Annotated in this window: 1 protein-coding gene; it reads right to left on the minus strand. The window is 43.1% G+C overall.

From position 1 onward, the window contains the following. Positions 1–8: 8 nt before the first annotated feature. Complete coding sequence (trxC, locus tag AB4653_RS25940; RefSeq protein WP_004731082.1) at positions 9–443, minus strand: thioredoxin TrxC; 435 nt, start codon at positions 441–443, stop codon at positions 9–11. Between the last annotated feature and the right edge of the window lie 93 nt (positions 444–536).

Below are 536 nucleotides of genomic sequence, written 5' to 3' on the forward strand. Positions count from 1 at the left end.
CAATGGTGTTATTTAGTTAGAGCTTGATTAAGCCACTGATCAAATTGGCCTTTTGGTAACGCACCGTTAATCGTATCGACACGTTTGCCATCTTTAAACACCATCACCGTGGGAATACTTCTGATTTGGTACATCGCGGCAAGCTGTTGCTGAGCTTCAGTATCAATCTTAACGAATCGAACATCTCCCGAACGCTCTTTAGCAACGTCACTGAACACTGGCGCAAAGCCAACACATGGGTTACACCATGTTGCCCAGAAATCGACAACCACTGGCTGTGAACTATTCAAAATAGATTGGAAATTAAGTGACGTTCCCTCGATAGGAGCGCCATCGAGCAATGCTGTTTTGCATTTACCGCAGGTTGGGCTTTCTGAAATTCTTTCTGAAGGAACTCGGTTTACGCCATTACAAGAAGGGCAACGTGTGTTGAATGTAGACATAACTTTCTCTTTTTATTGTAACTCCGTGTCTAACGCGATTTACGAATCACGCACGGAGCGCTTATACTGTTTAAAACTAGAATACGATACTTA

Origin of the sequence: Vibrio sp. 10N.222.48.A3, assembly GCF_041475345.1 — a bacterium.
Lineage (GTDB): Bacteria > Pseudomonadota > Gammaproteobacteria > Enterobacterales > Vibrionaceae > Vibrio > Vibrio tasmaniensis_A.